General features: G+C 35.4%; 3 protein-coding genes. All 3 read right to left on the bottom strand.

Going from position 1 to position 2,870, the window contains the following annotated elements:
* Positions 1-92: 92 nt before the first annotated feature.
* Positions 93-701, bottom strand: coding sequence for an ATP-binding cassette domain-containing protein (locus tag HMPREF1546_RS01275; protein ID WP_002593328.1), 609 nt, complete (start codon positions 699-701; stop codon positions 93-95).
* Positions 698-2,662, bottom strand: a complete 1,965-nt coding sequence (locus HMPREF1546_RS01270; protein WP_004845300.1) for a bacteriocin-associated integral membrane family protein — start codon at positions 2,660-2,662, stop codon at positions 698-700. The genes HMPREF1546_RS01275 and HMPREF1546_RS01270 overlap by 4 nt, the downstream gene beginning before the upstream one ends.
* A gap of 9 nt (positions 2,663-2,671) precedes the next feature.
* Positions 2,672-2,870 (bottom strand): hypothetical protein (locus HMPREF1546_RS19370; protein ID WP_083490935.1); only part of this gene is annotated, 199 nt, incomplete at its 5' end.

Genomic DNA, 2,870 nt, shown 5'->3' with positions numbered 1-2,870 from the left:
GAGTATAGAAGTGCGCCCTTTAGTTCCTAAAGGGATTTTCTTCTGACCCAAATTATATAAAATGTAGATCAAGACATTTCTAAGAGGTACTCTCAGATTTTCACAACATAAGGTTCATCTTCAATAATACCCTGATCGTGGGTAACAATGATAACCGTTTTACCTTCTTCATTGAGTTCGTGCAATAACCTCATAACAATATCTCTATTTTTCTTGTCAAGTGAGCCAGTAGGTTCATCTGCCAAAACAACAGAACATTTTTTCATCATAAGACGAGCTAAAGCAACTCTCTGTTGTTCACCACCGGAAAGCTGATAAACTTTTTTGTTAACTTCCTTTGATAACCCCACACGATTAAGAGCTTCTTTAAGTGATACTTTAGTTCGGCTTGATTTTTTAATCAAACTTAAATTTTCTTTAACTGTCTTATTTTCAAGCAGTGCAAAATTCTGAAAAAGAAACCCCACTGTATCCGCAAAAAAACTGTTTTTATTTTTAAGCCGGGTAATATTCAGCCCTTCGATTATGATACTGCCGCTATCCGGTTTTTCGATACCACCAATCATATTGAGTAAAGTGCTTTTTCCACTGCCGCTATCGCCGCTGATTACTACAAAACTTCCATCCGGAATTTCTAAATTAAAGTTAGAGAAAATTATTTTCTCTCCAAATGCTTTATTTAAGCCACGAATTATAATCATAAACATCCTCCCTTCAATGACTTTGAGATATTTGTTTTTTCAACCCACATAATATTTGTGAAAATGATTGCCATTTCAATAATGGTGAGCAACGCTCCAATCAGTAAAGCAATCCCGACACTTGCGTTAGATATAAAAATTGAAACAATGCAAATCAATATCACAACGGCTATATTTTCTAAGAGATTAACGGAAATAAATCTTTTGTGCCTTTCATAAAAGCGATAGCCCAAAACCTTTTTGAGGGAGATTTCCATCGCATTAAGTCTAAATTCCATTTTCACTTCAGATATGATGATAGCGATATCTAACAGCAATACTAATACGCAAAGAGAGCTTATAAAGCCAATCAGTTTCACGAGGAAACTATGACTATAAATGTAATCCTCTCCGACATTCGTCAGCATAAAATAGTGTGAACCAAGCTGTTCTGAATATTTTTTCGCAACACTGCGAATTGTGCTTTCATCGCATCCGTAGATTACCTCACCATTATATGTTCCTGTTTCGATATAACTTCCATTTAAAGCAACAGCCTCATTTGCCTGATAAATCACAATCGGATTTGTTACTCTTGACAATCCGTCAATAGCCTCTTCTCTGTTCGAATTGAGATAATAAAATTGTTCTCTGCCAGAATATTCTTTATAAACAACACGCAGTTCTTCTGCATTTTGGGTAAGAGAGCCAATTTCCTCTTTTGCGATATCTTTGTATGATTCCGCATTTCTTCCCTTTGGCACGAAGACCACGATATCCTCTTTTTCATCATCTTCAGTAAGCATATCAGAAAACCCTTGTAGCATATCTCTGGCATTATGATTTACAAAAATATAATTATCCGTATCGCTTATCCGGCTGCCTATGCAGACCACCGGATTTATCGTGTTGTATTCATTTTCGTAAAGGTCATTCCAAAATTTGCTCTCTTTGGATTCCTCCTCATTTTCTTCAAAAGGAGGTTCAATCTGCATAACTCCAAAATAATAATCATTATAATGATTTTCTAAAAGAGTAGTGTTTGTAAGTAAATTACCTTGAATGCTACTGAGATTTGTAGTTATTGTAAAAATTGTCATAGCAGTAGCAAATACTTTAAGACCGTTCAGAAGATAAAACATACCTTTTTTATCTGAAGCATTGGCAAAGGCTTTTTTTACATCAAAGCGGACAAAAGCAGCATAAGGAATTACGGAAAGAACTGCTCCGGCACAATACACTGCCAAAATGAGATGATCTTCATACGCTCCCGATATAAATTGAGAAACAAGCAACTTTGCTAAGACGAATAATGCAGCATATGAAATCATATCAGCCACTACAGCTTTTAGAGCAATCACAGCAGCATTTTCGCCCAGAGAAGCTCGTACAACTACTTCCTTTTGCCTGCGTATCACCTCAATCATATTAAGTACAATCATCAATATGGCAACCAGGCCCCAAACAATGAACATCATATCAGTTTCGGTTGATTGCCAAAACTCTGGCTGCGATATAGAATATTCTTTTGCCAAATCTTGATATGTGGCAATAATGTCATCATCATCACCGATATAGCTGACCATTATTTCCTGTCCATTGCCTGTGTTTTTTGCTTCTCTAAAATCTTCAAATTCTATTACGGTGATTCCACCTATCAAAGCCGTATATGTTTTTTCCTCAATATCCATTGTGCTTTTAAGACTATCCCGAACAACGGTATCATCACCATAAATATAAAGTCTTGTCTGATAATTAGAAACTCTCTGATTAAAAGTCGAAAAAATATGAACACCATGCTTCTCAGCTGTATCTTCTGCATTGGCTAAAAATGAATCCATATCGTCATTAGTAGTTGTGTATCTGGACGATAAATAATAAGCACCATTAAAGTTCCAGAGCATATTTTGATATACTTCAGCTTGCATAACAAAAGCAAAAATAATCGTAATCAACAGCAATATATTTCTTATATGTTTCATTTGAAATTCTTAAACCTCCTTTGAATAGGTAACAGACACACGATTGCCCAAAATACTAATATGGATTTTTTCATACAACCACATTCTCTTGTTAGATTCTAATTTTCCGTTTTCTTTATTCGCATAAATTGTACCATAAAACTCGTGAACAATTCTACCGCAACTTTGGACTACATGAGAAAAGTCCGAACAGTTTTCTGCCCGGACT

The sequence above is a fragment of the Oscillibacter sp. KLE 1745 genome, assembly GCF_000469445.2.
Lineage (GTDB): Bacteria > Bacillota > Clostridia > Oscillospirales > Oscillospiraceae > Oscillibacter > Oscillibacter welbionis.
This window is presented reverse-complemented; position numbering and strand designations above follow the sequence as displayed.

Coding starts and splice junctions, on each gene's coding strand:
- HMPREF1546_RS01275 (WP_002593328.1), bottom strand. CDS start 701: ATGATTATAATTCGTGGCTTAAATAAAGCATTTGGAGAGAAAATAATT.
- HMPREF1546_RS01270 (WP_004845300.1), bottom strand. CDS start 2,662: ATGAAACATATAAGAAATATATTGCTGTTGATTACGATTATTTTTGCT.